Source organism: uncultured Sunxiuqinia sp. (genome assembly GCF_947495665.1).
GTDB classification, from domain to species: Bacteria; Bacteroidota; Bacteroidia; order Bacteroidales; family Prolixibacteraceae; genus Sunxiuqinia; species Sunxiuqinia rutila.
On the sequence record NZ_CANLZV010000008.1, the window covers coordinates 32,974 to 57,982 of the forward strand.

The 25,009-nt window shown below is 43.7% G+C and carries 13 protein-coding genes; all 13 read left to right on the forward strand.

Annotated features, from left to right (window positions below):
• The first annotated feature begins 20 nt into the window (after positions 1–20).
• The 13 genes from Q1A18_RS11510 (at position 21) to Q1A18_RS11570 (ending at position 24,923) form a co-directional block, all read left to right on the forward strand.
• Positions 21–1,385 carry a HEAT repeat domain-containing protein gene (locus Q1A18_RS11510; protein WP_299579954.1) on the forward strand — a complete coding sequence of 455 codons (1,365 nt, stop codon included), beginning with the start codon at positions 21–23 and terminating at the stop codon, positions 1,383–1,385.
• The gene (locus Q1A18_RS11515) at positions 1,382–2,809 is read left to right on the forward strand and encodes a glycosyltransferase (protein WP_299579957.1); all 1,428 of its coding nucleotides are present in this window, start codon (positions 1,382–1,384) and stop codon (positions 2,807–2,809) included. The genes Q1A18_RS11510 and Q1A18_RS11515 overlap by 4 nt, the downstream gene beginning before the upstream one ends.
• 69 nt (positions 2,810–2,878) lie before the next feature.
• Entirely contained in the window at positions 2,879–4,915 is a 2,037-nt protein-coding gene (locus tag Q1A18_RS11520; RefSeq protein WP_299579960.1) for an LTA synthase family protein, read from the forward strand.
• 44 nt (positions 4,916–4,959) lie between these two features.
• Positions 4,960–6,225 carry a YaiO family outer membrane beta-barrel protein gene (locus Q1A18_RS11525; protein WP_299579963.1) on the forward strand — a complete coding sequence of 422 codons (1,266 nt, stop codon included), beginning with the start codon at positions 4,960–4,962 and terminating at the stop codon, positions 6,223–6,225.
• A gap of 4 nt (positions 6,226–6,229) precedes the next feature.
• Positions 6,230–7,408, forward strand: a complete 1,179-nt coding sequence (locus Q1A18_RS11530) for a hypothetical protein (protein ID WP_299579966.1) — start codon at positions 6,230–6,232, stop codon at positions 7,406–7,408.
• A gap of 78 nt (positions 7,409–7,486) precedes the next feature.
• Positions 7,487–9,544, forward strand: coding sequence for a glycerophosphodiester phosphodiesterase family protein (locus tag Q1A18_RS11535; protein ID WP_299579969.1), 2,058 nt, complete (start codon positions 7,487–7,489; stop codon positions 9,542–9,544).
• A 7-nt stretch (positions 9,545–9,551) separates the two neighbouring features.
• A complete protein-coding gene (locus Q1A18_RS11540; RefSeq protein WP_299579972.1) occupies positions 9,552–10,940 on the forward strand; it encodes a hypothetical protein in 1,389 nt (462 codons plus the stop codon).
• A 142-nt stretch (positions 10,941–11,082) separates the two neighbouring features.
• Positions 11,083–12,303, forward strand: a complete 1,221-nt coding sequence (locus Q1A18_RS11545; RefSeq protein ID WP_299579975.1) for an exonuclease SbcCD subunit D — start codon at positions 11,083–11,085, stop codon at positions 12,301–12,303.
• 88 nt (positions 12,304–12,391) lie between these two features.
• Positions 12,392–15,472 (forward strand): SbcC/MukB-like Walker B domain-containing protein, encoded by a 3,081-nt coding sequence (locus tag Q1A18_RS11550; protein ID WP_299579978.1) that lies wholly within the window; start codon positions 12,392–12,394, stop codon positions 15,470–15,472.
• 257 nt (positions 15,473–15,729) lie between these two features.
• Positions 15,730–18,564 (forward strand): PAS domain S-box protein, encoded by a 2,835-nt coding sequence (locus Q1A18_RS11555; protein ID WP_299579981.1) that lies wholly within the window; start codon positions 15,730–15,732, stop codon positions 18,562–18,564.
• A 206-nt stretch (positions 18,565–18,770) separates the two neighbouring features.
• Positions 18,771–19,982, forward strand: coding sequence for an ROK family protein (locus Q1A18_RS11560; protein WP_299579984.1), 1,212 nt, complete (start codon positions 18,771–18,773; stop codon positions 19,980–19,982).
• A 483-nt stretch (positions 19,983–20,465) separates the two neighbouring features.
• A complete protein-coding gene (locus Q1A18_RS11565) occupies positions 20,466–21,692 on the forward strand; it encodes a phosphodiester glycosidase family protein (protein WP_299579986.1) in 1,227 nt (408 codons plus the stop codon).
• Between the two features lie 57 nt (positions 21,693–21,749).
• On the forward strand, positions 21,750–24,923 hold the full coding sequence (locus Q1A18_RS11570) for a TonB-dependent receptor (protein ID WP_299579989.1): 3,174 nt from the start codon (positions 21,750–21,752) through the stop codon (positions 24,921–24,923).
• The last annotated feature ends 86 nt before the right edge of the window (positions 24,924–25,009 follow it).

Here is a 25,009-nt window from a genome sequence, read left to right on the forward strand (position 1 = left end):
TGAAACGTGTTTTTTTGAGTGTGAGAATCTTAATTCTTGTTCTTTTTATTGGTTTGTCTGGCGGAAAGGCACAGGGTGCGCAAATGCCTGCCGAATTTGTCGCAACAGCCCTTACTGCTTATGGGGACATTTTCCCGGGACAGGAACAGACGAATGCAATCTGTTTGTTGGAAGTGGTGGGGCAGAAGTTCGTAAAACTGGTAGTGCAAGCGGAACCAGCTGAATTGGCAGAGGCTGAGTCTGAAAATAACCTGATCGAATTGCTGTGGGCTCCGGTTGACTACTTTCTTGCCTTTATCGATAAGATATCTTTGGGCTATGGACTGCTTTATTATTTGGCTCTTTTAGCCTGCTTTTTCCTGTTTAATATTGCTTCGGTTGTGATGGTTACGGTTGTTTCAAACTGGTTTTTCAACCGGAAAGAAGCTTATTACAAGAGTAAGCGCAAGGAAATTATTGAAATCGTTTCGCCCTATTTTTACGATGTGCTGGACCCGGAGGAAGAAGCTGAGCTGGTTGAAAAACTGGAGAAATACAAGCGGTTGAAGGATAAGCAGATTGTGATTGATGTGCTGATTGAAGGCAAACGCAATTTTATTGGCGAAAGCTCAGGCAAGATCAAGGAACTTTATGAAATTCTGGATTTGCATAAAGTTTCGTTGCGCAAGGTTCGGATGGGAAACTGGTACCGGCGCTCCATTGGCTTAAGGGAACTGGCTTTCCTAGGGCGGAAAGGATTTAAAAATGAAATCAAAAAATACATCAATGATGATCACCAGTATGTTCGTACGGAGGCTGTTCTTTCCTACATGCTGTTGGACGAAAAAAATCCCTTTGGTTTCCTGAGGGAGTTGAAATATTCTTTCGTACGTTGGGATTCTCTGAGTATTTATTATACCATGTATTTTAATGGCATTGAGCCTCCTCCCATGGTCGACATGTTGAAACACCCTGACCCTCAGGTGCGGTTGTTTTTACTGCGAATGATTTCCAATTATAACCAGCTGGATGCCGTGAAGGAAGTGACTAAATACTTGCTGGATGATGACCCTGAAATTCGGCAGGAGGCTGTTATTACGCTCCGTTCGCTGGAGTATTACCGCATAAAAGCATTGATGAAAAAACGGTATGCCGACGAAATAGAGCCGGTACGGATGGAGATTCTTCGATCAATGAAACATTTTATTGAAGATCATGATATTACCTTCCTGGAGGAGCGCGTGCGTAAAGGCTCTTTTGGTGAAGTGTTTGAAGCCGTGCGCATTCTTTACCGATTTTCGGGTTATGGCGAACAAAGACTGTGGGTGCTTAATCAGGAGTTGCAGGGAAAAATTGAGGTTTTTATCAAGCATGTCGTCGAACCACGAAATAAACATGTAGCATGAGCGAATTAATACTGGTCATATTTGAGTATATCTTTCTTTCGTACGCCATTTTGATTGTCATTCATTACCTGGTTTTAGCCATCATTGCTTTGTTCGAGTTACGCAAGGTGGTGCGCGAGAATAAGCTGGCTCAGTATAAATCCTTGATGGTATCCGAACGGGTACCCTTGGTGTCTATTGTAGCTCCTGCTTTCAATGAAGAAAAGACAATTGTAGAGAACATTAATGGGTTGTTGCATTTGCGGTATTCCAAGTACGAAATCATTGTGGTCAATGATGGTAGTACTGATGAAACATTGCAAACAGCGATTGATGCCTTTGATTTGGTGAAGGTTGATTTTGCCTTGGATTCGGTGCTTGACTATAAATCCATCCGAGGAATTTACCGTTCCAACCAGGAAACCTATGCCAACCTGATCATTGTAGATAAGGAGAATGGGGGGAAATCGGACGCCCTGAATGCAGGAATCAGCATTGCCAAAGGGCAGTATTTTATGACCATTGATGTGGATACGATTATTGATCCTTACGTGATTCAATACCTGATCAAACCCTTTTTCGAATATACCGATACGAAGGTCATTGCAACCGGAGGAACTATTCGGGTAGCCAATTCGTGTGAATTCCGAAAAGGGCATTTGCTGAACGTCAATATTCCCGAGAATTTCCTCGCACGTTTTCAGGTGTTGGAGTATAACCGGGCCTTTTTGCTTTCGCGCCTGGCGTGGAAAAAACTGAATGGCATGGTGCTTATTTCGGGAGCTTTGGGAATGTTTGACCGGGACTTGGTTTTGAAATGTGGCGGATACAGTACCGAAACGGTGGGTGAAGATATGGAGCTGATTATTCGGATGCGGAGATACATGTATGACCGGGACGAAAAGCACAAGGTTATTTTGGTGCCACACCCGATGAGCTGGACTGAAGTTCCGGAAGATTGGCGGATTTTTGGACGGCAGCGTTCCCGGTGGACCCGTGGCTTGATTGATTGCCTGATTACCCACCGGCGAATGTGGTTTAATCCTCGCTACAAGGTTGTTGGCCTCTTCAGTATGCCTACGGTCATTTTGTATGAATGGTTCGCTCCGGTAATTCAAATATTGGGCATCTTTTATTTCACCTACCTGGTAATTATTGACCATGTTAACTGGCCTTTCTTTTTGGTGCTTTTATTGTTCGTTTACCTCTTCGGAATTGCCTTTTCAACTTGGGCCCTTTTGTGTGACCACTTTGCCTACCACCAATATAAAAGCACGAAGCATATTGTTCGGCTATTGATTATAGCCTGGATTGAGGCGTTTACCTTTAACCTGATCAATAGCTTCTTTTCCTTAAAAGGGAACTTTGAATATTTCTTTAAGAAGAACAGAAGTGACTGGGGGAAAATGTCGCGAACCGGCTTTGTGACCATTAAAAAGCCTTAGCCCTTTTGGTAAGGCAAAAGTAAGCAGGGAGTGTTAAGAATCAAGATTGAAAACTAAGCAAGAAGAAGGATGAAATTAAAAGGACGAAGAACCAACTTTATTAGCGATGCCGTAAGTCAGTTTGGGGGGTACCTTGTTGTCTTACTGGGCTTGATGTTTCTGCTGCGGGTTTTTGAATTCCTCAGCGGCCCGGCTGGTCAGGCATTGGCGAGCGGCGGAACCTGGCGTTATTATTTCAGTGCCCTTTATTTCGACCTGGTATATGTACTTTTTATAAGCCCCATTTTATTTGTCGTGTTTTTGCTGTGTTATTGGAGGTCGGCGAAGCTTGCCAAAACAGCCGCTGTTGTGCTGTTTAGTTTGGTTGTTTTGGGGCATGGACTGCTGGTTCAGTATTTCTCCACGGCGTTAAATTTGCTTGGCGCTGATTTGTTTCACTATTCCGCAGAGGAAATAAGCCAAACGGCCGGAGCCGCCCTAACGGGATCGATGGTGCTGGGTGTAGTGTTTGGATTGCTGGTTGTGGTGCTGTTGTTTGTCTTTATTCCTCAGCATTTTAAGCTTCACAGGAAGCTGGCGACAGCTCTTCTTACTTTAAGTGTGCTTTGTTTCCTTTTCATCGGCATAGCGCCAGCTTCACCGAAGGCTGATTTTGGGTCAGAGTACCTGAATAACGCTGTTGAAAACAAGTCGGCCTTCTTCTATAACGAGGCGTACTATTACCTCTCCGGTCAGGAGCAGCATGAAAACCTACCGTTGTTTGCTGATTTTTATCTGGGATACGATGGAAAGTCGAATAGCAAGGGAATGGCAACGTTTGTTTATCCGGATGTTGAGAATTATCCCTTTTTGCGCGAAGATAATAGTGTTGAGTTGTTTTCTTCTTTTCTCCGCAAAGAGGAAACGCCACCAAATGTTGTGGTGATTGTGATTGAAGGGCTTGGGCGTGCGTTTAGCAACGAGAATGCCTACATGGGTAGCTTTACGCCTTTTCTCGACTCCCTGTCCAACCATAGTTTGTATTGGGAAAACTGTCTGAGTACCAGTGGGCGTACTTTTTCGGTTCTGCCTTCGTTGTTGGCTTCCTTGCCTTTTGGCGAGCATGGTTTTACCGAAATGGGAAAGGCCATGCCCCCGCATCAAAGTTTGATCAGCTTGTTGCGGCATAATGGTTATGACTCACGGTTTCTATATGCCGGTGATGCTCAGTTTGATCAGATGAACGTATTTATACAGAAGCAAGGATGTGACGAGCTAATTGATAAAAACAACTTTGGCAGCGGCTACAAACTCTTGCCTGAGAATGCCTCCGGCTTTTCATGGGGCTATGGCGATTTTGAGTTGTACCGGCGTTTCTTCCATGCCTTGGATAATTCATCCGGTTCAAAGCCTGAGGTGAATGTCTTGCTGACGGTTGCCACGCACAGTCCTTTTCTGGTGAATAATCAGGAGCATTACAAAGAGCAATTCAACCAGTTGCTTCCAACTCTTGGGTTGGATGAGCAAATGGAGGCGATCTGTCGGAACTACCAGCAACAGCTGGAAACGGTTTTGTATATGGATGATGCTTTACGGAATTTCTTTGAAGCCTATCGTCAGCGCGATGAGTTCGAAAATACCTTGTTTGTGATCACGGGTGACCACCGGATGCCGGATATCCCGATGTCAACAAAAATTGACCGTTATCATGTTCCGTTGATTGTGTATTCTCCCTTGATTGAACGGCCTGCCAAGTTTTCATCGGTCGTGTCGCACTTCGACTTTACTCCCAGTATGATGGCTTATTTTAAAGAGGAATTTGATTTCCAAATCCCCGAACTTACTTGTTGGGTGGGAGCAGGGCTGGATTCAATCAGCCGCTTTTCGAATCGGGATACCTATCCGTTGATGCAAACAAAAATGACCATCAGTGATCTGGTGTCCGGTGAACACTTTTTAAATGACGGGAAGCTTTACCGGATTGAGGCTGATATGGCTTTAGTTGAGGAGGATGATCCGGAACTGGTTGATCGCTTGAGGTTGGATTTGTTGAGGTTTAAAAATAAAAATTCACAGTTTGTAAAAGATCAAAAGCTGTACCCGGATTCCATTATCGCCAGGTATTAACTGATGGGAATCCATTGTATGACACAGTAATAAATGTTTATAGAATGACTAGAATAATTACGATAACCATTACGCTTTTTGTATTGGTCTTGCAAGGGGCCAGTCTAAAAGTTTATGCTCAGGATTATACTTCCGATGAATTGTTTCAGATGGCTCGAAAAGCTGCCTTTGATGACGATGATTATCCCAAGGCCATTAGTCTCTCGAAGCAGGCCCTTGAAATGAGCCCGGATTACAGTGATATTCGTATTTTTTTAGGACGAATTTATACCTGGACGGACCGGGTGGAAGAGGCTCGTGAGGCTTTTCAATATGTACTGGAACGTTACCCGGGGCATGAGGATGCGTCTATGGCCATTACCGACCTTGAGTATTGGAATGATAACAATCAGAAGGCATTGGAGTATTGTAATGAGGGTTTGGCAGAGCATCCCGAATCAGAAGAATTGTTGCTGAAAAAGGCCAAAATTCTGAATAATATGAAGCGCTTTGATGAAGCTTATCGGGTGGCTGAAGGGCTTACCGAGCGACATCCGGATAACCAGGATGCCCGGTCGCTGCTGCGGACGATCCGCTACGACTCGGCTGTTAATAAGATCAGTGTTTCACACGACTTTAGTTGGTTTAATCAGGAGTATCCCAACCACCTGCACGAAAGCCCCTGGCATATTGTGGGGGTGGACTACAGTCGCTACACCAAAATAGGTTCGGTTATCGGTCGGGTGAATTGGGGTGACCGGTTTGGAAATTCAGCCTTTCAATATGAAATGGACGCCTATCCGTACCTGGCTAAAGGTGTTAATGCTTATATGAATGTTGGCTTTTCCGATCGTTCTGCAGTTTTCCCTCGCTTCCGGGCAGGCTTGTCTTTGTATTTTAGCCTTCCTAAAAGTTTTGAGGCTGAAGCCGGAGCCCGGTTCCTTCATTTTAGTGGCAATACCTGGATTTATGTGGCTAGTGCATCGAAGTATTACAAAAGTTTTTGGTTTAACCTGAAAACCTATCTTGTGCCGGGAAGCCAGGATATTTCGCACTCTTATACCATGACCACACGCTACTATCTTGGTGGCGCTGATGATTACTGGAAGTTTAGCTTTGGTTATGGCTTGTCGCCTGATGAGGCGTTTTCGGAACAAAATTACCTGAGTGATTATCGGTTGAAATCAGCACATGTTGGGCTTGGGCTTCGGAAAAGTATCAAGCGGTTTAATGTGATTGGGCTTTCGGCCTCTTTTATTCGTCAGGAATATGAAAAGGATCAGAAAGGAAATCAACTGAATACTTCGGTTACTTACATTCGCAAATTCTAGGAATATGACCTTTACGTTTATCAAACAGATAAAAAAACGAGTCTTTTTTTTGGCTTTAATTGGTGTGGTTGTTTTGCTGCCTATCGTTATGCTTCTGATCATGAAGATGGCGTGGAAGATGACTCCCGGTTTTTCGCTTAATCTGGCGTATGTTGATAAAACCGATGATTCTGAAGAACGTCAGGCCCATCAGGCTTTTTATTGGGTGCTTCACAATCAGCAAATCAAAAAAGCTGATGGCGAACTGTATGATAAAACGACGGATTACTATGGGGTGTTTCCCGATGCGAATGGCGGGCACCGGTTTAACGATTTTGATCAGTTTACAGCGGAAGAGCTGGATGCTTTAAGTCAGGAGCTGGATGTGTTGATGCTTGCCGACACTTATGGGGTCTATGCGGATCAGCCGGAAACGGCTGGAGCTGGGCTTTTGTATGGAGGCTTGAGTTTGAATGATATTGCCTTGTTTCGGAATATGAAACAGGCCGGGAAAACGGTTATTGCTGAGTTTAATGTTCTTCAGGCTCCGACCTCAAGGGTTAACCGGCGAAAATTTCAGGAAGAAGCAGGTATTCAATGGACGGGATGGTCTGGAAAATATTTCGCTTCCCTGGATCGGGACAGTGAGTTGCTTCCGGGCTGGGCGATTGCTTCCTATAAACAGAATTACGAAAAGGACTGGGATTCCCGTGGAGCCGGAATTATTCTTGTTCATGAAGATGGCCGCATTGTTGTTTTATCGGAGCAAGATGATTTGGAAACAGCCAAACCTCAAATTAAAACCTTTGCTTATGGCATCAATCAATTGGAGTTGCCCCACTTGCAGGAGTTTCCTTATTGGTTTGATGTGATGGAGTACGATGATTCGATGAACCATGCCATATCAGCCTATCAACTTGAGCTTACGGAGCAGGGGAAAATGCAATTGTCTCAGGCGGGGATTCCTGATCGTTTTCCCGCGGTTCTGATGCAGCAGGAGCAGGATTTCTCCTTTTATTATTTGTGTGGTGATTTTAGTAGTGAGCCCGTGTCTATGTCCACCAGCCGCTTTAAGGGCGTTCATCATTTCGGTTCAATACTCAAAGGAAGGAAAGGAATTTTTGGGGAGAATGAGTTTTTTTACCGCTTTTACCTGCCGTTTATGCGCAATGTTTTGAAGCAACACAATCAGGTAGAATCCTGAAAGGATACTTGTTTGGTTGTTCTGTAATGGAGAAGGCGAAGGGTGGATTGGCCCGTTGCTTTGACTAAATGAATAATTATGAGATTGCTTTTCTTCCTAATTCTTTTTTCATTTTCAGGCCTTGGTTTTGCTCAAAAAGAGCCGAGTCCGGTTGAGTTTTCGGACTGTAATTTTACAGCAGTGGCTCATCGGGGGTATTCTGAGTTTTATCCTGAAAATACGTTGTTGGCTATTGAGGAAGCCTTTAAGCGGGGCATCAAATACTGCGAAGTTGATGTGGCCATTTCCAGCGATGGCGTTTATGTGCTGCATCACGATCCTTACACCATTAGGCGGACAACAAGTGGACGTGGAGTGGTTGATGAAAACTCGTGGGCGCAGCTTTCTGACTTGGATGCAGGAGGCTGGAAAGCAGACTTTTTTAAAGGCGAGCGTGTACCATCGCTGGTTGAGGCTTTGCAAGTTGCCCAGCAATATGATGCCTGCCTTTATTTGGATGTCAAAGACTTTAATTCGGGGCTTCTGGCTCGTGCATTGGATGAAGCCGGTGTAGATGCTGAGCGGATGATGCCTGCTATAACCCGGCTCGAATCAGCCATTCGCTTCAATCAGGATTGTCCGGATTCGCCTTGGGTGTGGTTTGGTGCTGATCCTGAAGATCCCAATGATAAAAGTTGGTTCGAGGAGCGTGTGGATTTGGGATGCCGGGTGTTTGAATTGTCGGATGATGATTTGCTGGAAGATTTGGACTGGACCTCGGCTTTTATTGGTCAGGCGCATGCCAGCGGTGCTCAGGTTTGGGCGTACACGGTCAATAACGAGCACCTGATAAAGGAACTTGCTGACCTGGGTGTGGATGGGGTGGAAACAGACCGGCCTTATGTCGCGCAACTTTTTGTGTGTGGCTTTGAGCCTGCATCAACCTATCCGAAGCAGGAAACCAACGGAAACTGGGATTTTAAGAAGAGAAATTTTGAGAATACGGGAGTGGGCTCTCGCTTGAAAAATTTAACCAGTGATGAAGCGTTGTTGCAGCCTGTGGAATTTGCATTGACCAGTGAGTTTGGCATTTCTCCGGTGGGAATGAAGGACACGGTGGTGGCTAAAATCCCGGCTTATAACCCGGCAAATGGGTTGTTTGCATACGATAATTTCATGATGGAAGACTCCGGGGCTGTCGATTACAGTTTTACGGTGCTTATGGATATTTATATCGATCGGAAAGACAGTGGTGAGTTTATTAGTTTGATTCAGACGAGTCCGGATAATTTGAATGATGCCGACTTTTTTATCGCACCCGATGCAAGCATGGGAACTTATGGCGAGTATCATGGTGAGTTTACGTTTGATGAGTGGCACCGGGTCGCTTTTGTGCACGATGGCAGTTGGTTACGGAAATACCTGGATGGAAAGCACCTTGGAGATGTGCAGGTTGAGAGTTCGCGCTGGGCTTTGTTTAATAATATGGCTTATCATGGCAAGCATGGTTTGCTGTTTTTTGCCGACAACGATTCGGAAACAGCTGAAATATACGTTAATGCCCTTCAGCTTCGGAATTATACCATGGAGCCGGCTGATATTGCACTACTGGGAGGTGCTGATCCCAAGGGGATTCCTATCAACAACAAAAAAGTGTTTTCCACTGGGATCGAAGATTTGGCGCTGGAACTGATCGACTGGGAGCAGCAAACAATTTTTATCAAACAATCGCCTGGCCTTAAAGCATCAGCAATTCCTTACGATCTAGAGCTTAGTTATGGTGCAACAATTGATATTCCAGCAAGTGGGGTGTTTGATTTTCGCGATGGCGAACTCCGTTTTCAGGTTACTGCTGCTGATGGTTCTTCAACCAACTGGACCATTCACCGCTTGCTTTCTGTAGGAAAAGATGACTTAGACGAAATGCCCGAGGTGCTGGTGTATCCGAATCCGTTTGTTCATACCTTGAAGGTGACTGTCGATCGTGAAGCGCATTTTGAACTTGTCAATGTTATGGGGCAGGTTTTGTTTCAAGCGCGTTTGGTGGAAGGTGAAAATCAGTTGGATGTGGGGACGCTTCCCGTGGGAACCTATCTTTATAAGCTTCGACACAAGGAGGGCTATTCGGTGAATGGCGTTCTTCTGAAATCAAATTGATACATAAATGAAGACAATTGGCTTACTTTTTTATCTGCTGTTTTTAGGTGTTTTTGCAACGGCTCAGTCCAATGCCGAGGGGGTTTCATCCAATGTCGGTGGAAGCATGGCAGCGAAAACGCAGGAAAAGGACAGTTTGGCTGTCTTTCAGTCCGGAAGTTATTCCTTGTCGCAACTCCAAATTGAAGGAGAGGAAACGCAGGTGTTTGATTTGAAGCGTGATCGGGGCTACTATTCTATTCTTCAGATCAACTCACCCGACAAAACACCTTTTGAATCTACGCTAACACTGATGAATGAATCCGACTCGCTGGGGATTGATTTTTTGGATTTGTACAATCAGAATTATGCTTCGGAGAAGCAGTTTGGCATTCGCCTGCAAAAACGGGGTAAGGGGGTTTTTAAGCCTTTTGTAATTGACTTTTCGGACGGCCGGAAGAAAACCAAAGTTTTTGAGGCAACCAGCAATCAGCTGAGTACCTTTTATGGCAAGCTGGCTGTGAAAGGTAACTTTCTTTCAGTGCAGGGAAAAGGAAGTGGCTATTCTTTTTCGGCGTTGGAACTAAAGAGTGATGAGGCTGTGCCTAAACTTTGGCAGATCTCGCATAAGCAGGATGTGCCGCATGCCTTGTCTTTTTCCTACTACGATGGAAGTCGGTGGCAATTTCCCTTGATGATTTCGGACAAGGGAAATACCGTGATAGGGGCAATTGATGATTTGGATAATGCGCGCTTTCAGGTGAGGGGAAACTCTTATTTTGAGGGTGAGATGACCCTTGAAAAGGCCGATCTTTCGCTATTGGGCGATGACAGCAGGATTGTGTTTAAAACGGATCGAGGAGTGCGGGGGCAAATTCGAAACTCGGAGAATGAGCGGTTTGTAGCCTTGGAAAATACCGTGGCAGGCTCGGCGCTTCGGCTCGATGATTCGGGGCAGGTAATTCTCTCGGGACACAAGGCTTTGCAGTTGGATTCGAGGCAGCAGTTGAATTTTATCCGTTTCCAAGGGGAAAATTTGGCTCATGGCTTTGTCGGCTTTGATTCGAAAAACGAAAACTTGCTATTCGGAATCAATACATCACAAAACGAAAAAACGGAAGTGACTTCGATACTTGTTGCCGGCAAGACGGGCGATGTCTTTATTGGTGCTGATCATTCGCACAAAGCAATGCGTGCGGAAAGAAAGCTGCATGCGAAGGATGTGTTGGTTGATTCGACCTTGCTTTTCGAGGGGAAGTCAGCCAGAGAAGTAAAAGAGCTTAAAAAAGCACTTACCGTTGGTGAAAACGAAGCGAGCCTGGTGGAGGTGAATCGCCTGTTGCTCGATAAAATTGAAGAACTTACCCGACAATTAAACGCGATGGAACAACGAATTCAAGAGTTGGAAAGAGAGTAATGAGTACACTCTTTGGTGATCTCATTATATTCTTTAAAAGGTATCCGAGTCATTTGGTTACTTTTTTTTGATATTTGTATGTTCAATGATTTTACGACACTGATGGCTGTCGTTTTTGAGAAATCTAAAAGAAAGAAACCATATGAAACTTCTTCATACTTCTGATTGGCACCTGGGCAAGCGACTGGATGATTTTTCGCGGATGGAAGAACAGCAGGCGGTGTTGCTTGAAATTTGTGAGGTGGCCGAACGCGAACAGGTTGATGCGGTGCTGGTTGCTGGCGATTTGTTTGATACGTTTAATCCGCCCACCGAGGCCGTTGATGTATTTTACAAGGTGCTGAAGCGGCTGACCAACAATGGGCGCCGTCCTGTAATTGCCATTGCCGGTAACCACGATTCGCCCGATCGCATTGAAGCCCCTGACCCGCTGGCTCGTGAGTGCGGGATTATTTTTGCCGGCTATCCCAATTCGGTGGTGGCTCCGTTTGAGTTGGAGTCGGGTGTTCGGGTTTTGCAAAGCCACAAGGGGTTTCTGGAGCTCCAGCTTCCGGAAAAGGTGGTTCCCTTGCGGTTGCTGTTAACACCTTATGCCAACGAGCACCGGCTGAAAACTTGCCTGGGACATGAAAGCAGCGAAGAAGAATTGCGGGCCGTTTTGCAGCAAAACTGGAATGCACTGGCCGATCAGTATTGCGATGAGAAGGGAGTGAATGTATTGGTTTCCCATCTCTTTGTGGTGAAAAAAGGTGGCGAACTGCCTGAAGAGCCGGCGGATGAGAAGCCCATTTTGCATGTGGGAGGGGCGCAGGCTGTTTACACCGAAAATATTCCGAAGCAAATTCAATACACGGCTTTGGGGCATTTGCATCGCATGCACTGTGTTGATGCAGTTCCATGTCCGGTTTTTTACAGTGGAAGCCCGTTGTCGTACAGCTTTTCCGAAGCCAATCAGAAAAAGTACGTTTTGTTGGTTGAGCTGGAGCCGGGAAGAAATGCAGCGGTTCGTGAACTTGAGCTGACCCAAGGGAAAAGACTCTTGCGAAAACGGGCCGAAGGAATGGACGATGCCCTGCAATGGTTGTCTGAAAATCAGGATTGTCTGGTGGAATTGACCATGGTTACAGAAACCTATTTGACCGCCATGGAACGCCGCCAGCTTGGTGCGGTGCATTCGGGGATTGTGGCTATTATTCCTGAAGTGACCAATGCCACCGAATTGAGCGACGGTCATCATGCGAGCATTGATCTGACTCGAACGATGAATGAGTTGTTTGCTGATTATTTCAAACATGTAAAAGGGCAGGCCCCCAACGAAGAGATAAATCAGTTGTTTGCTGAAATACTGGCCGAAGAAGAATAAGTCCACCGAATAAACAGAATAGAACCCAGGCTGATTACTGCCGCCAAAACCGGAGTTTGAGTGAATCAGCAATGAAAAAAAACAGACAATGATACCAGTTCAATTGACCCTTCAAGGTTTGTACTCTTACCAGGAAAAACAAACCATCGATTTTACAAAGCTGACAGCTGCGAACTTATTTGGCATTTTTGGTTCGGTGGGGAGCGGTAAATCATCGATTCTGGAAGCCATTACTTTTGCGATTTACGGTAAAACTGACCGGCTCAACCTGTCGGGGGATAACCGGAACTACAACATGATGAACCTGAAGTCGGATGAATTGCTCATCGATTTTGTTTTTGAAACCGGTAAAGCGCAAACGGCCTACCGGGCTGTGGTTAAGGGGCGTCGAAACAGCAAAAACTTTGAGGATGTAAAGAAGCTGGACCGACTGGCCTATGAGCAAAAGGGGAAGGAATGGGTGTCCATAGAACCATCTGTTTTGGAACGTGCGGTTGGTTTGAGTTACGATAACTTTAAACGAACCATCATTATTCCACAGGGGCGGTTTCAGGAGTTTTTGCAGCTGGGAAACAAGGACCGCACCCAGATGATGAAAGAGCTGTTCAGTCTTGAACGGTTTGAGCTTTACTATAAGGTAACTGCACTTGAATCGAAAAACAATGCCCGGAAACAGCATCTGGAAGGACAATTACAGCAATTAGGAGCTATTGATCCGGAGCAGGTGAAGCAATATGAGCAACAACTGGAGCAGCTAAAAAAAGAGATGGCCGTTCGGGTTGCGAGCTTGAGCAAACTTCAGAAAGAAGAGGCGGGCTGGAAGCAGCTGCAGGAAATTACCCGGAAGATGGCAGCAACGGAAACCGTTTTGAAGCAATTGCAAGCACAAGAGCCGGAATTTCAGAAGCTGGAGAAGCGCATCGCCAACTACGAACAATGTGTTGTGCAGTTCAGGCATTTATTGGAGTCGCTGCAGCAGAGCACCCAGCGCATAGCGCAAAAGACTGTTCAGATTAAACAGGATGCTGAAAAACTGAAGCAGGAAGAAGCTGCCATTGAAAAGCTGGAAAAGGCCTTGGCTGAATTGAAACCTCGCTACGAAAAACGGGATGAGTTAAAGCAGCAAGCCAATGAATTGGGCTATTTGTTGAAAATCAAAATGCTGGAGAAAACAATTGAGGCCGAACAGGCACGCTATGAAAAGGGCGTAACGATTGGCAAGCAAACCATCGAGCAAATTGAACAACTTAAAATTAACCGGGAAAAGCTGGAAGCTGCCATTAAAAACGGAAAGACGAAACTGCCGGACCTGACTGCTTTGGCTCATGCGAAAGCCTGGCATACGGAACAGCAAAGTATGGCGCGACAACAGTTGGAACTTGAAAAGGAAATGCGCAGGTATCAGGAGGAGGAGAAGAGTATTCAGCTGAAGTTTCAGACTTGTTATCAGCAACCCGTATTTGCTGACTTGCCCGAGCAGGCCGATCAGGTGGAAGCCGTGAAATACCTTCGTGAGAAAATTGAGGCGATCAAAAAGCAGCTTCAAACGCTTGAAAAGACAGCCGGAGATTTGCGACTGAAAGCACAACTCAAGGCTTTTGCTGACGGATTGCAGGAAGGAACTCCGTGTCCGCTTTGTGGTTCGGCTCATCATCCGGAAATTTACAATGCGGAAAGTTCGCATGAGCATCAACAACAGCTGGAAAAAGAAAAACGGGAGCAAGAACATAGGATTGAACAGATTAACGATCAGATTACGCATTTGAATGAATTGGATAGTCAGCTGAAATTCAATCAGCGGCAGGGGAAGGAGTGGCTTGCAAAAAAGGAAGATATTCAAGCGAAAATCAAGGAACATCAGGCTTTGTTTCGGTGGGAAAAGTATAAAACTGCGGAGGATGTGGAAAAAGCTTTCGGAGAGTCAGAGCAAATTCAGCATATCATCAAAAAGCAGGAGGAAGAACTGGAACAGTTGGTCAAAAAGCTTGAAAAAATGAGCCATGATAAGGAGCGTTTTCAGGCTGAACTTGAAAAGATAAAAAGGGCTCTGGCTGTTGCTGAGGCTGAATTAAAAACCTATCAAGGGCAATTGCAACTAGTCGATTCGCAGGCTTATGTGCTGAAAACTTCTGATGAGATCAGTAAGGAGCAGCAGGAATTACTGCAAAAGCACGCACAACTGCAGAAGCAATTTGAAACGTATTCCAATGCTCTGACCGAGGGACGAAAACTGAAGGATACCTTAGCTGGAGCGCTCACAGCCAATCGGAAGGTGCTTGGACAAGAGCAGGAAATCAATCAGCAGTTAAATGCACAGCTTCAGGCTCAGCTGGAGCAATCTGATTTTCAGGCTTTGGATGACGTCAGGCAGATTTTGGCCCAGCCGATGGATTTGGAAACGGAGAAACAAAAGCTGCTTGACTTTAAAGAGAAGCGAACGTTGACGAAAAGCTTGCTGACACAGCTGGAAAAGGAGCTGGGAGAGCGTCGGTATGATGCGGAAGTTCACCAAAAATTGCTGGACGAAATCAAAAGTGCAGGACAGTGGATCGATCAGAAGAATCAGGAGTTGGGAAAGGTATCGGAGTTGTTGCAAAAGCTGAAAAAGGATTTAGAAAATCAGGCTGCGCTGCTCAAAGAGATGAATGCATTGGAGTTGCGCGCAGAGAATATCCGGACCATGAAATCGCTGTTTAAGGGAAGTGGTTTTGTGAACTACATTTCCTCGGTGTATTTACAGAATTTGTGTCATGCCGCTAACGATCGTTTCTTTCAATTGACCCGGCAAAAGTTAAGTTTGGAGATTACGCCGGAGAATAACTTTCAGGTGCGTGACTTCATGAATGGCGGCAAGGTGCGCAGCGTAAAAACGCTTTCGGGGGGACAGACCTTCCAAGCTGCTCTTTCTCTGGCTTTGGCCCTGGCCGACAATATTCAAAAAATAACGGAGTCGAATCAGAATTTCTTCTTTCTCGACGAAGGCTTTGGATCTTTGGATAAAGAATCGCTGAGCGTTGTATTCGACACGCTGAAATCGCTTCGAAAAGAAAACCGGATCGTTGGGGTTATTTCGCATGTTGAGGAAATGCAACAGGAAATCGACGTGCATTTGCGCATTGATAACCAGGAAGATCGCGGAAGCTTAATTCATGCTAGCTGGAAATCATAGGGGCTTTTATGCTGTTGGTGAAACGTTTACAAGGGCCAGTGTGTATGTTGGCAGACCTGTTGAAACTTGAGCTGCGAATTCTTCAGAATAACGATTTGTATGCATTTGAAAGAAAATGAGACTGGAGGTGGATACTAAATATTTAGCGATTTTCTTATTAAGAATCTAAAAAATTTTAGAATCTAATATTCCATTGTATATTTGGTGGTTTTTCTAAAAATATTGCTCTTTTGTTCAAATAAGCTTTCTAAGGTCCAATGATAGAATACAACACACCTGCTTTTCAGTCGTTTATAGAGAGCTCCCCTATTGGCTTTGCAAATGTGTCAATTGATGGAGATATTCTGTATGCGAATAAAGCTTTGTGTGAGTTTGTTGGTTATTCAAAGCATGAATTGTTCAACCAGAATTTCCGTAGCATTACTCACAGCGAGGATGTTGATACGGATTGGGCCGAATTTGAGCGTTTAAAATCGGGGCAAAATGAGCACTATACCATCCAAAAGCGCTACATCCATAAAGCAGGCCATACCTTGTGGGCCGAACTGCACGTGGCTTGTTTAAAGGACAGTGAGAATGAAATTCAGTCTTTTATTAGTCAGGTGCGCGATATCACAGCGATCAAAAAGGCGGAGAAGGATTTGTTTTTGAAGGAAACTACGTTCAAAAGTATGTTTCAGTCCAACCCTCAGCCAATGCTTATCTATGATACTAGCGGATATGGTTTTCTAAAGGTCAACGAAGCTGCGTGTGCATTATTTGGCTATAGCGCGGAAGAATTTGATACACTTACGATTTTCGATGTTTTATGTTCGGCTGAAGCTGAGCGGGCAAATAAAGTGTTGAAAGCTGATGATGAATCGATGCGAATCGGGAGTGAGTGGAACATGAAAACCAAAGATGAACGTTTGCTTACGGTAACAGTCAATGCGCAGCATGTTGTTTTTGAACAGCGCAAAGCCATTCATCTGGGAGTATCTGATATTAGTCAGCGTAAACAAGCTGAGCTTGAATTGAAAGAAAAGGAAGCAGCAATTCGGTATGCGCAGAAAATAGCCGAGATGGGAAGTTGGGAGTACGATATTCAGCAGAACAAGATTAGCTGGTCTGAGAACTTTTTTCACCTGTGTCAGCTTGTTCCGGTAGAAACGACCCCCGGCTATGTTCCGTTTATTCGTTTGGTTCATCCCGAAGATCGTCATTTGGTGATTGAGTCTTATCGTGAAATCCTAAAAGAACGAAAGCAAGTTCGCACAGAGTTTCGCCTTTTATTGAGTGGAGGTGCAATCCGGTGGATATTCAATAGCATTGAACCTCTGTTTCAGGAAGGTGAATTGATCAAGTTGAGGGGTGTTAGTATTGACATCACTCAGCGAAAAGAAAACGAACTGCAGGTTCAGCACTATATCAATGTCGAGCGAATACTGAATGATATTTCCCGTCGGTTTTTTAGCAGTAAATCTCTGGAGGTCGGTCCACTGATTGAATCGGCAATTAAGGATATGAGTCTGTTTTTGAATATTGATAGGTCTTATGTCTTACAGGTTGATCCTCATGGGCAGATAAGCAAAGTTGCTTGTTGGGCCGATGAGGGAATTGAAACTTATCCGGAGCTGTGCGATTCAATCACTATTGAAAGCTACCCGTGGTTTGCCAATCAGATGAAAAAGCTAGAGGTCATATGCTATGAGCGAACGGATGATTTGCCCCTGGAAGCAACCATGGAAAAGGAATGTATGGATCGGCAGCATGTAAAATCAGTCTTGCTTATTCCGATGCATTTTGAAAACGTATTTAAAGGTTTTGTTGGCTTCGAATCCATTAAGGAGGCAAAGGGTTGGAAGGGCATTGAGAATAATGCTTTACGATCTCTCACTGATTTGATTGCTGGAGAGCTTGTTCGCAAGGAAACCTCCAAAGAATTGATTCAGGCCAAAGAGCAGGCAGAAGAAAGTTCCAGGTTGAAATCCGTGTTTTTGGCCACCATTAGTCATGAGCTGCGATCACCCATGAATCCGATTCTTGGTTTTAGTAGCTTGTTGCCTGAATATTCCAATGATCCAACTGTCGTAGCCGAAATGGCGGGGATGATTCGTGAATCAGGCGAAAAATTACTTCAACTGCTTGAAGACTTGTTTGATTTGTCCTTAGCTGAGGGAATCCGGATTGCTTGTCAGTATGGACCAGTTAGCTGTGTCGATTTGTTTTGTATAGGCCGTGCTATTCTGGAAGAGATAGCCATGAACTCTGGGAAGTCAGATCAAATCAAACTCATCTTTTCAGAAAAAGGCGATGTGTTTTCCACGATCATGATTGATGATGCCAAAATAATACAGGTTCTTTCCATCTTGTTTAAGAATGCGGTTAAGTTTACGGATGAGGGCGAAATTGAATTTGGGCTGGAGCTTGATCAGGAAAATCAGCTTTTGACCTTGTCGGTTCGTGATACGGGAATTGGAATTGATAAAGAACACTCGGCTCATATTTTTGAATATTTCCGCCAGGTTGATGAGTTTTATAAACGGGCTTTTGAAGGAATGGGAATTGGTTTATCGATTGTCAAGCGGTATGTCGACTTAATGGAAGGCCAAATTTATCTTGATTCCGTACGCGGAAAAGGAAGTTTATTCAAAATTACCTTGCCAGTTATCATAAGTCAAGAGAGTGTAGATAATGAGAAACTGGCTTTGGTAGACGATACATCGGGTTTTTTGAGTGGGAAAACAGTGCTTTTGGTTGATGATAATTTGTTGGTTCATGAAGTGTTAAAAGCTCATTTACAGGAAAACAATATGAAGTTGGTTTTTGCGTGTAATGGGCTGGAAGCTGTTGAAAAGGTGAACAATGAAAAGCCTGATGTTATTCTGATGGACCTGATAATGCCAGAAATGGATGGCTTTGAAGCGACCGTACAAATTAAAACAAGATATCCGGACATTCCTGTACTTGCCTTAACGGCGCATTCCTTCCCCAAGGAAAGGCTGAAAGCGTATAAGGCCGGCTGCGACGATCTGCTCACCAAACCCATTCGTCGCGATATTCTCTTTTTATTCCTGAAAAAGTATTTAGGCGTCTCTTTGGGCGTGGTCTGATGGTCTTGGTTATGACCCGGTTTTTGCAATAGCTTTAAGATATTTCAGTCGTGAGGGAACGTTACTTCTCTTTTTTTTACAATTTATCTCTTCTTTTTCTGCTGTAGAGCACTAAGTAGGCAAAATATTAAGAAACGACTTTGAGGTTTATAAAAATAATTATAAACTTGCAGTGTTTAAGTAAAAATAATTCTAATACGTTGGTTGTGGATATATTTCTGAAGAAGATAGAAGAGGTGAGTAATGAGAGTCGGCAATACACTCAGAAACGAAAAATTGTGGCTTTGTTGAATAAGTCGGAAAAGCCGCTTACTATTCCGGGGATTTGTAAAAAAGTAAAACTGAGCGTGCCAACTGGCACAAAGCTGATTAATGAGTTGATTAGCGACAACATCATTATCGAATTCGGAAAAAAGGAAACGGACAATGGTCGTCGTCCGTCATTGTATAAGGTTGATCCGGAAATCGCTTACTGTATTGGAACAGTTGTTTTGTTGAAAGGAATTTCTTTTGCCGTTTATAACCTGGAGATGGAAGAAGTTTTTTCAATGCAGGATGAAAACTTCATTCTTGAAAATACGGAGAGCTGCCTGGACGAGGTGGTTCGCTTTATTCAGGAGGCCATTTCGAAATCAGGAATTGATCCGAGTCGCGTTTTAGGAATGGGAATGGGAATTACCGGACGGGTGAATTCAAGAACGGGGTTCTCCTACAATTACTTCAACTTTTTAGAGGGTGCATTAACCGACTTCTTCTCGGGGAAGTTTTCTTTCCCGGTGCACATCGACAATGATACCCACGTACTTGGTTTGGCTGAACAATATTTTGGTGAGGCAAAAAATATTAAGAATGCCTTTGTTTTGAACTTGAGCCGTGGAATGGGGCTGGCCATTATTGCCAACGGAGAACTGGTTGTTGGAGAGCAGGGGTTTGCTGGTGAGATGGGGCATATTCAATTTGCCGAATCGGATAAATTGTGTTTGTGCGGAAAGCGCGGATGTTTGGGAACTGAAGTGTCCGGCTATGCTTTGGAACAAAACTTTCAGCAGCAAATTGAGGCTGGCGAAAGCTCCTTGTTATTAAACCAAAAACAAGCCACCCAAATAAAATACAAAGATATATTGAAAGCCGCAACGGAAGGCGATTCGCTTGCAATCTCACTAACACACAACATTGGTTTTATACTGGGTAAAGCGATGGGGAATATGATTAACCTGTTGAATCCGGGGGTCATAATTATTGGAGGTGAGTTTGTTTCAGCAAAAGAAATCCTGATTGATTCAATCAAGTCAGGCATGATGCATACAGGGTTACAACTGCCCTTGCGCTCGTGTGAATTGATCTTTTCCTCGATTGGAGATGATGCCGCTTCAAAAGGAGCTGCGGCCATTGTTTTCCGATCGTTACAATTGATATAACCTATTTTGAAAAAATTTACTAACGATTAAAACGAAACAACTTATGGAATAAAAACTCAATGAAACGAAAACAAAAAAAAGCCTGCCACAAGGCTTAAAGCGCAAGGGACAGGCATGAGGTAAGCATAATCTCAACATAAAATTACTTCATTTTTTCTTAAAAAGCTAATTGATCAATTAGTTGTTCCTTGTAGTTCAGAATATTTAACACTGAAAACAAAATGATTACAGCTCACAGGTCTTTGTTAAACTTAATGATCGGTTAAGGCTTGAGATGTTATGTTTTGTTTTCGTATGACAAATAAGCTTGTTCGAAAAGCTTGTTTTTGGATCTTAAATATGCCCGTTTCTAACATTAAACACAAAGAAGGAAGGTGTATTTGCATTGTGTGCTGAGATTGCTTTGCTAGTAGCAAAATACCAGACACATAGAGCTGAGCTTTATTTTTTTTAATAGAAAACTAATCAAATTTTTTATTCGATATGAGAAAATACATGGTATACCTATCGGTATTGATCACATTATCGCTTTTTACCAATTGTAAAGAAGATAAGTTGTATATAACCGATGAACCGGGATATACATTTGAAACCGTTGAAACAACAGAGTTGGAAAACGGGTCTAAACTATTGCATATTCAGGAGGAAAAAACACCCTGGAATATTTATGCAATCGAGATTGATTTAACCAACCCTAAAAATCAGATCGAATTGGCTATGGCGAATGACATGGTAGCTTGGGGGACGGTTGCTAATAAAGAGACATTGGCAAGTATTGTGGAACGCAAAGAGGCCAATGGCGAAAAAGTGGTTGCCGGAATTAACGGTGACTTTTTTGAAATGGAATTCGGAATGCAGTTTGTAACCACCGTGCATAAAGGAAAGGTTGGAAGTACCGGCATTACAGGACAGCCTCATGCTGCCTTAATGGTGGATACAGAGGGAGTCCCTCACATCGGAATTGCTGATTTTCAAAGTAAGTTGATCATCGGGGCTAGCGAACGGGCAATTAATTCATATAACGGAACACGATGGGCTGACCACTTGGTGGTTTATAATGGAAAATTGAAAAATGGGAACAATCAATCCGGAGCCAACCCATGGGGAGCTGAAGTATTGATTGAAGCTGTTGATAAAACGATCAACTATGTAAATGGTACTTTTGAGTACAAAGTACTGGAAGTCGATAATACGATGGATAATGTACGTATTACAATGACTGACCCTGAAAATCAATTGATTCTTTCAGGACACGGTGCTGCTCGTGAGTTCATTATGAACCTGACTGTCGGAGAAACAGTAAAAATTGAAAATACCTACCCGGGAGTTGACAGTGAAATTAAGATTGCTGAAGTTGCCGGTGGATGGGGACACATTGTAAAAGAAGGCATGAATAACTCTATTCAAGCTATTCAGGTTGAAGGTACAATGGTTCATGAAAAACAACGTCACCCCAGATCTTGTGTTGGTTACAACAAAGACAAGACTAAGTTTTACATGGTTGCAATTGAAGGTCGTTCTGATCTAAGTAAGGGAATGAGCTTGGATGAGATGGCTTACTTTATGGTGAAAAAGTTTGATGTATATGACGCTCTGAACCTTGACGGAGGTGGTTCTTCTACTTTAATGTATGGTTCAGAAACAGCCAATACATTGAGTGATGGTGCTCAACGCGCAACAACGAATTCGATTATTGTTTTGAGCAAGTAACTTATAACCTAAATTTCAAGCTGCAGGTCCTGTAGCAAATAAGTAAATAATATTGTTATGAAAAAAGTACATACCGTGCGTTACTGGTTAACGTATGTTGAAAGAATACTACCCTTACAATTCTTAACCACAATGGTATTGTTGGTTTGTCTTAGCTCGTTTGCCGGCTATGCTCAGGCCGATGGGGTAAAGGTATCCGGAAAAGTAACTGATTCAAATAAAGAAGCATTGCCAGGAGTAAGTGTTTCGGTAAAAGGAACCTATGAAGGAACGGTAACCGATCCGGATGGCGCTTATACGATTGATGGATTGTCCAAAACTGACGTGCTGGTCTTTTCTTTTATCGGTACAAAAACAGTTGAAGTTCCTGTAGGGAATCAAAGTGTGATCAATGTAAGTTTGGAAAGCGACAATGTCCATTTGGAAGAGATTGTTGCCATTGGATACGGTACAACTAAAAAGGAAAACCTGACTGGTGCCATTACCACCGTTTCGGCTGAAGTGATGGAGAACCGGCCTGTAACCAGTGTAACTCAGGCTCTTCAGGGAGTTGTTCCTGGGCTTGTGGTTTCAAGAAGTGCCGCTGGGGGTAAACCAGGTGTTGACTTATTGATGAATATTCGTGGTGCTGGTAGCCCTTATATCCTGATTGATGGTGTTGAAGGATCTATTTCAGATCTGAACCCTGCTGATGTGGAAACCATGACTGTTTTAAAGGATGCGGCTTCCGCAGCTATTTATGGAGCTAAAGCAGCCTACGGAGTTGTGTTGATTACAACTAAAAGTGGTAAAAAAGGGGTGCGTGTAAATTACTCAAACAACTATTCATTTTCTGCACCAATCAAACTTCCTGAGCAAGCAAACTCGTATGCTTATGCTCAATACTTCAACGCAGCATCGGTTAATGGTGGTGGATTGCCATTAGTGTCGGTTGAAACATTGGAGCGGATTAAGCGCTACATCAACGAAGGCGATATTCCAGGTACAATTCCGAATCCGAACGATCCAACAAAATGGGCCAATACCGAGTATGCAAATGCGAATACGGACTGGTTTGATTTTCACTTTAAAGACTGGGCTTTACAAGAAACGCACAACATTAGTGTTAGTGGGGCTTCTGATAAAACGGATTACTACATTTCAGGAAGTAACCTGAATCAGGAGGGAATCATTACGTTTGGTGATGACTCTTTTGAAAAGCAAACTATCAGTACGAAGATTAAGACTGAACTGTATGACTGGTTATCGGCAAGCAGTAATATGCGTTATACCTCGCGTTTGGTTGATATGCCTACTTTCCTGAACCAGAATATTAACATGTTACACCGCATTGCGCAGTCTCGATGGCCCTCAAACCCAATTAAAGACCCTAATGGGCATTACATGCGTGTTTCTGATGTGGCTGAAATTGAGCAAGGTGGACGGACAATTGATAAGAATACAGGTTACATGATGACTCTCGGTTTGGAAATTGAGCCAATTGCAGGCTGGGTAACTGAAGTGGCTTATGACTGGAATAACACAACCTGGGAGCAACAGTATTCAGTGAATCCAACATTTACGTATTATGGTGTAGGCGAAAAAGAATTTCAATATGGGAAAATTGAAGACAGCCGTTATTATACGCACACTGGTGTGACTGACTACAAATCGCCTAAAATTTACTCTACTTATAGCAAGGCGATTAATGATCATAACTTTAAAGTGATGGCTGGCTTTCAGCAGTCGAAAATGCTTTACAGCAACCACTCGGTTGGGCGTAAGAATTTGCAAACACCTTTATTGCCAGCTATCAGTACAGCTACTGGGGAAATTTTTGGAGCTGAAAGTAAAGGACACTATGCCACTCGCAGTTATTTCGGTCGTTTTAACTACAACTACAAAGAAAAATACCTGTTAGAAGTAAACTGGCGTGCTGATGGTAGTTCGTATTTCCAGGATGGAAAACGATGGGGTTCTTTCCCTTCTTTCTCTGCCGGATATAACCTGGCTAAAGAAGACTTCATGGAAGATCATTACTACTATGTAAGTCAGTTGAAGTTCAGAGGATCATACGGTTCATTAGGAAACCAAACCGCATCGCCTTATGCTTACCTAGAGACTTATCAAATTCAAAGTAACTATCCTTGGTTGATGGAGGGTGGCAATAAACCAAATGTGGTTTATATGCCGTCAGTGCCTAGCCCGGACCTGACTTGGGAAACTGTATCGATGTTGACATTTGGACTTGACGGAGCATTCCTTAACAACCGTTTGACAGCTACTTTCGACTGGTACCAAAGAGATCGGAAAGACCTGCTGGGACCAGCAGATACACCTCCGGCAACCTATGGTGGAAACGTACCTTTGCTGAACAATGTCGACATTCAAACCAGAGGTTTTGAGGTTGCTTTGGGATGGCAAAATACCATTGGTGACTTTGCTTACTTCGTTAAAGGAACACTGACCAACTATAAAAGTGTTTACAAGAAATACAATAACCCTACTGGCTATCTATGGACCAATTATGTAGGTAAAGAAGTCGGAACAATTTGGGGATACACTTCAAACGGATTATTCCAAACCGAGGAAGAAGTTAATAACGCCCCTGATCTTTCTCAAATCAGCAATGACCGCTGGTTCCCTGGCGATGTAAAATACGAAGATATCAATAATGATGGCGAAGTGTCTCCCGGAGCTTCAACGCTAGAAGATCATGGTGACTTGTCAATTATTGGTAACTGGGTGCCTAAATTTCAGTATGGTCTATCGGCCGGATTTAACTGGCGCAATTTCGATTTCTCCATGTTCTGGCAAGGAGTTGGTAAGAAAGATGCTTGGCTCAATGGTAACTTCTTCTTCGGATCGGCAAATTCACGCTGGCAAACCACTGCGTTTAAACAACACCTGGATTACTGGACTAAAGACAATCCGGATGCTTATTACCCAAGACCTTATTTAACCCAGGCAGGAGTGGATAAAAACCAGCGGGTATCAACACGCTATTTGCAGGATGCTTCTTACTTACGTTTGAAGAATGCTCAAATTGGCTACTCGTTGCCTGATGAGATGCTTGAGAAATTCTGGTTGAAGAAGATTAATGTTTATGTATCAGGTGAAAACTTGTTAACATTCACCAAACTGAGTGACATTTTTGATCCGGAAGCTTTAGGTGCTATTAATAGTGGTACTGCCGGAAAAACGTATCCTATACAACGGACATTCTCTGTAGGAGTGAATTTAACTTTCTAACCGTCATGTATGAGAAAGAAGGAATTGCTGGATTGCAGCAAGGATGTAGTCTGGCAGTTTCTCTTTCAAACTCAAGTTTAAGATAT

What these genes read in the sequence shown, in the direction of transcription:
- Q1A18_RS11535 (WP_299579969.1), top strand. Translation starts at nt 7,487, where the DNA reads ATGAGATTGCTTTTCTTCCTAATTCTTTTTTCATTTTCAGGCCTTGGT.
- Q1A18_RS11550 (WP_299579978.1), top strand. Translation starts at nt 12,392, where the DNA reads ATGATACCAGTTCAATTGACCCTTCAAGGTTTGTACTCTTACCAGGAA.
- Q1A18_RS11545 (WP_299579975.1), top strand. Translation starts at nt 11,083, where the DNA reads ATGAAACTTCTTCATACTTCTGATTGGCACCTGGGCAAGCGACTGGAT.
- Q1A18_RS11565 (WP_299579986.1), top strand. Translation starts at nt 20,466, where the DNA reads ATGAGAAAATACATGGTATACCTATCGGTATTGATCACATTATCGCTT.
- Q1A18_RS11525 (WP_299579963.1), top strand. Translation starts at nt 4,960, where the DNA reads ATGACTAGAATAATTACGATAACCATTACGCTTTTTGTATTGGTCTTG.
- Q1A18_RS11540 (WP_299579972.1), top strand. Translation starts at nt 9,552, where the DNA reads ATGAAGACAATTGGCTTACTTTTTTATCTGCTGTTTTTAGGTGTTTTT.
- Q1A18_RS11555 (WP_299579981.1), top strand. Translation starts at nt 15,730, where the DNA reads ATGATAGAATACAACACACCTGCTTTTCAGTCGTTTATAGAGAGCTCC.
- Q1A18_RS11520 (WP_299579960.1), top strand. Translation starts at nt 2,879, where the DNA reads ATGAAATTAAAAGGACGAAGAACCAACTTTATTAGCGATGCCGTAAGT.
- Q1A18_RS11570 (WP_299579989.1), top strand. Translation starts at nt 21,750, where the DNA reads ATGAAAAAAGTACATACCGTGCGTTACTGGTTAACGTATGTTGAAAGA.
- Q1A18_RS11530 (WP_299579966.1), top strand. Translation starts at nt 6,230, where the DNA reads ATGACCTTTACGTTTATCAAACAGATAAAAAAACGAGTCTTTTTTTTG.
- Q1A18_RS11515 (WP_299579957.1), top strand. Translation starts at nt 1,382, where the DNA reads ATGAGCGAATTAATACTGGTCATATTTGAGTATATCTTTCTTTCGTAC.